2 protein-coding genes and 1 pseudogene are annotated in these 5,421 nt (G+C 39.4%); all 3 read left to right on the top strand.

Annotation, left to right across the window (positions count from 1 at the left end; genetic code table 11):
• Positions 1 to 352 precede the first annotated feature (352 nt).
• A complete protein-coding gene (locus KTR07_RS27640) occupies positions 353 to 3,379 on the top strand; it encodes a cell surface protein (protein ID WP_011107983.1) in 3,027 nt (1,008 codons plus the stop codon).
• 233 nt (positions 3,380 to 3,612) lie between these two features.
• On the top strand, positions 3,613 to 4,740 hold the full coding sequence (locus tag KTR07_RS27635; protein ID WP_370448189.1) for an OmpA family protein: 1,128 nt from the start codon (positions 3,613 to 3,615) through the stop codon (positions 4,738 to 4,740).
• Between the two features lie 487 nt (positions 4,741 to 5,227).
• Positions 5,228 to 5,421, top strand: a pseudogene (locus KTR07_RS27630) (site-specific integrase); the annotation flags it as partial.

The raw sequence follows: 5,421 nt of genomic DNA, 5'->3' as shown, positions 1-5,421 counted from the left end.
TTTTGGAAAACATGCAAACAAAAATGATATTTTTTCTGATAAACTACTAAAAAAAGGAAACACACTGAACAAAACTGCGGATTTTTTGAGAAGAACACGGCCTGGTCTTTAATTTTTGCAAAAGATTTCCCTCCCCTCTGCCATCGTCTAAGAGCAGGGGTTAAAAATATTCTTTACTTATTTAATGAATGTAGCTCGCAGACGCCTCTGTCGGGGTGGAAAAGTATGCTTTCCCGTTACCTACAAAGTAACGGAATACTAAATAATAAGAACAGTATTAGAAAGGGATTCAAAATGCGAGATTATTTACTTTTTTATTTTTTTAAATTTATAAATTTAAAGTTTTTCAATTATGAACAAAAAGTTTTTAAGTGTGATCCTGTTTGGAGCCTTGATGACGGTTTCTACGGGCACTTTTGTCTCTTGTAAGGATTATGATGATGACATTAATAATCTACAGGAGCAAATTGATGGTCAGAAGAATGATCTGAACAGCAAAATTACTGCTGTAGAAAGCTCAATCAGCAGTTTGCAGACTGCTCAGAGTAGCTTGCAGAGCGAGATTGCTGCTGCTAAGGATGAGGCTTCAAAAGCTGCACTTGCCGCACAAGAAGCTGCAATTGCAACAGCAAAAGCTGAATTGGAAAAGGTAAAAGCAGAATTGCAAGCGGCCGATAAGGCTGATATGGCAACAGTAGACGGGAAGCTGGCTGAAATATCCGGTCGTATCCAAACACTGGAACAATTCAAAACTACCACTGAAACAACTTTGGCAGCTTTAAGCGCAGCAGATACTAACTTGCAAAAAAGCATCACTACTCTGCAAGCTGATGTTCTTGCAAATGCAGAACAAATTGGTAGGAATAAAGCTGCCATCGAAGCTCAAATCGCAGCTTTGGAAGCATACAAGGGAACAAATGATGATGCCATTGCAGGTTTGAAGGCTGACTTGGAAAAGTTGCAGGCTGGTGAACTGACAGAAGCAATGGTTGCAAAAATTGCAGCACAAGTAACTGAAGTCGTAGGTGCTAAATTGGAATTGATTTCTGCTGCATTCAGTAAAGCAGTCACTCATGTAGAGTTGTGCGACTACACCTTTGGTGGTGGAAACGAGGACCATATTATAGCAGGTGCATCTTCAAGAATGGATTTGCGTACTACTCTGGCTGTAGAAGACCGCGTGTTCGGTAAGGGTAGCACTGATGAAGTAGAAGCTAAAGCTTACACCATTGCTAACCAAAAGGAGTTTAAGAAAGGCGAAAGAGCATTCTTGACTGATTCTGTATTGATCCGTGTATCTCCGACCAATGCAACCTTAACCGAAGGACAGATTTCATTCGTAAATTCGGCTCTTGGCAATTTGGACAAACTTGTTACTGTAGAGAAAGTAGAACAATTCAAAGGGACAGTTACACGTGGTATCTCTGCTAATGGATTGTGGAAAGTTGTCTTCAAACTGAACAAGGAAAACTATACCGAAGAAAACTACCTGAAAGCAGCTAAGTTTGACTATAAGAACGGTACTGCTGAAGACAGACTTGTAAAGGAATTGAAGAACATCAGATATGCAGTAGCCGTTACTGACAAACCGGGTGATGTAGAACGTAATGTAACCAGTGGATATGATTTGTTCTTAGGCTCTGATTACGAACCTCAATATCAATTGACCTTCAAGGTTAATGATAAGAATGTCAGTGCTCTCCGTAACCGTTTCCAACAAGCAGAAGATCAAACATATGTTGCTGACGCCAACAAAAAATTGCTTTACGACTACAAATGGAACGTTGACAATGGTGAGCGTGTAGAAAAGGATGGTTCTTATGAGTCTATTATTGATGCTACCTACAGTTCTGGTACGTGGAGAGATCAAGATCTTTGGTGGAACGGTGACAATCGTAACACTAAGTCTTTCTTCTCTACAAAAGTAGGTGAAAAATTTACAGTAGAATTGGATGGGTATGATGACGACCAGATCAGTGGTATCTACGGTTTCTATGTAGTACTTGATGAGCAGCGTGCTGTAGAAAGTGCTCCATCTGAAATCAGAGCATGGAACTCTTATGAATCAGATATCAAGGGCTTGAATACTATTACTACTAACAGTAAGATTGAGATGTCTATCGATACAGAAAAAGCAGATGGTGACATCATCGGTTTCCGTGTGTATGCTGTAAATCATGACGGTTCATTGGTTGACCCGGATGGTAAAGCATTCTATGTAGCAGTAGGTGACATTGATGCAATGACTACTACGTTGAAGGCTGATTATATTCCTGTATGGGATGCTACGGCTGGCGACTACAAACGCGTCGTTGAGTTCGCTTTGGATGAGGAAATTCAGCAAATGCTTGTAGATAAATATAATGAGGGTTATAGTTACTCTAGCTTGGTGGTTGATAAAGATAATAACCCGACTGCAACTACCGCATTCATTCGTCGTTTCAATTTTGACAATGACAAGGTGATGAATATAACATTAAGTAATTCTTTATCTCAATACAAGGATAATGGTACTTACAAGATGTACTTTAACATCCTCAACAAGAAGAAGGTAGTTGTCAAGAAAGTTGCCATCGAAATCACCAAGAAGCTGCCTGAATTCCCAGCTGCATTCTCTGCTAAAGCTAACCAATTTGATGCTGAAGGTGCAAAAGTTGTTGAAGTAACAGATGCTACTTGGAACTCTAACCCAGTTCACAATTTAGGTACAGCATTCAATGGCATCTCTGATCCTGACAATAGTATCATTGACCACAACTACACATTTACTTGTTCGGAAAAGAAGATTGTATTCAACTCAACTCTGAATGATAACAGATATGGATTCAAACTTGATGTAAATGATAAGGATGCAGCAGCAGATCTCTTTGCTGATAAGTCTGCAGGAAAGATCTACGACATCAACGTATCTTATATTTATAATAATGTATCTTCCGAGTCAGTTGACAATTCTTATACTGTAAAAGCTCCGGCAGCTAAGAATTTCAAATTGAGATTAGTATGTGGTGAAGGATTTACTTCTGAATGGAAAAACTTCGATGATAAGAAGAATCCAATTAAACAGGTATTGAAATATACGGATCGAGAAACGAAAGTTAAGCTTGCTGACATCTTGAAGTTTAAGAAAGGTGGTGTAGATTATACATCCACATTCTCTGCTGACAACATCAAAGAATGCCACTTAGCTTCTAACAGTGTAGACGATGAATACTTCACAGTAACATTTGATGCTGTAAATCAGGAATTTGTATTCACATCAAAACAGAGCGCTAACCCGCCGACTAGTGATGTAACTGCAACTCTGAAGTTTACTATGGTAGATAGCTTTGGACATGAAAATGCAGAAGAATATCCGTATTTCACTATTAAAGAAAAATAAGAGAAAACAGTTGAATGGTGGTATTTGTGAAAGTAGGCCATTCCTTTATAATCTTAACAGATCCCTTATATTTCCCTTAGTTACTACTTTTATGTAACATTCCCCACTAATTAAGGAGATGGTTAAGAATACAGAAGTCTGGACTTGTGAAAGTATAGCTTCTTATAATAATGAAGGACGTTCCATTGTATTCCCATGGAACGTCCTTTTTAATTTTTGAAATAATAGCGAATATGATGAATAAAAATATAATTCTATTGGTATTCCTCTTTATAAGTTCTTCCACTCTCTTTGCTCAACAAACTGGTAGTACGAATGAACGATCTCGTGTGAAAGAGGAAGGAAAAACTGTATTCAACCCGCATTGGTTTTTGTCAGTGCAGGGTGGGGCTGCTTATACCTTGGGTGAGGCTGATTTTGGAGACTTGCTCTCACCATCAGTTGCAGTAGCTCTTGGTTATAAGTTTACTCCTTTGTTTGGTCTCCGTGCTGCAGCGAGTGGCTGGCAGGCTAAAGGAAGCTGGGTAAATCCGACCACCACTTACTCATATAAGTATTTGCAAGGTAGTATAGATGCCATGCTCGATCTGAGTAATTTGTGTTGTGGCTTTCATCCCAAACGATTTTTCAATGCTTATCTTTTTCTTGGAGTAGGCTTGAATGGTGCTTTTGATAATGACGAAGCTGTAGACTTGGATGCAAATGGCTATAAACTGCATCACCTGTGGACAGGTAAGAAACTTTTTGTTGCGGGCCGTGGAGGTCTAGGCGCAGACTTCCGGCTGAATAATCATATAGCCATTAACCTGGAAGTAAATGCCAATATGCTATCTGATAAGTTCAACTCCAAACAAGGTCGTAATGCTGACTGGCAGTTCAATGCTTTGGCTGGTCTTGCCTTTACATTTGGAAAGAGCTCTAAAAAGACAGCTCCGGTTTATTATGAGCAGGAACAACCGACTGTAACAACCGTAGTGGAGCAACCTGCTTCAGCGCCCATAGTGGAACAGCCGCAGCCTAAAGAAGAAAAGATCGCTAAAGAACCTTTGAAACAAAACGTCTTCTTTGCGTTGAACTCGGCACGTATTCAGACAGATCAACAATCTAAGATTGCTGCTCTAGTCGAATATATGGAGAAGAATCCCGCTGCCAAAGTGAATGTGACAGGTTATGCAGACAAGGAAACCGGTAATCCGGTAATTAATCTGAAACTGTCCGAAGCTCGTGCAAAGAATGTTGCCGAAGCATTGAAGGCAAAAGGTATTTCATCTGATCGGATTGCAATTGATTTTAAAGGCGATACAGTACAACCTTATTCCACTCCAAAGGAAAATCGTGTCAGTATCTGTATTGCAGAATAATATTTCCCCGTTCTTATGTGAGATGCAGTTTTTCCCTGTTAGCCTCTTCATAAGAGGAAATCTCACAGTAAGAATATATGGAAGCTGATGCTTGTGAAAGTGTGGACTTCTATATTCCCTTTTTCACTTGAATGTGAATAAATAGTTGAAAGTGTGGCAAATGAAAGTCCTGTGCTTGTGAAAGTATACCTTTTAATATTTGCCACCAAGAGGATGCCTCCTTTATTCCCCACAGGCATCCTCTTTTTTATTCATTCCTTTGGATCTTCAAAAGCTATCTTTATGATTGCTAAAGCATAGCTTTAAGTGGCCATGCGGGAGATGTTACGAACATTCTTTATGATATACAGAACAATAATATCGTTATATTTGTATGTCATTATTTCGGGCAATGGAAAGCGAAAGGCTCTGTTTCAAGAGGAATTTTGGGAAAAGGGAATAACTTCTTGGGAACCACCTTTTAAAGTATTATTTAAATCAATAGACGATGGGGAATTTAATTTCATTTATGAAGGGAGTAGCCGATGGGCTACGGGAAAGTGGGAATTATGGGACCGCCCATATTTACAGGAGTAGCTTGAATGCCTGGCTTGCATTCCATGGGAGTGATAATCTTCCTTTTCGGAGGATGCAGGATTTTCTTCTGGCTATAGATGCATATTCTGCTGCTTGTACGGATAA

The organism is Bacteroides sp. MSK.20.82 (assembly GCF_019052485.1).
Taxonomy (GTDB): Bacteria; Bacteroidota; Bacteroidia; order Bacteroidales; family Bacteroidaceae; genus Bacteroides; species Bacteroides thetaiotaomicron.
This window is presented reverse-complemented; position numbering and strand designations above follow the sequence as displayed.

Coding starts and splice junctions, on each gene's coding strand:
- KTR07_RS27640 (WP_011107983.1), top strand. CDS start 353: ATGAACAAAAAGTTTTTAAGTGTGATCCTGTTTGGAGCCTTGATGACG.
- KTR07_RS27635 (WP_370448189.1), top strand. CDS start 3,613: ATGATGAATAAAAATATAATTCTATTGGTATTCCTCTTTATAAGTTCT.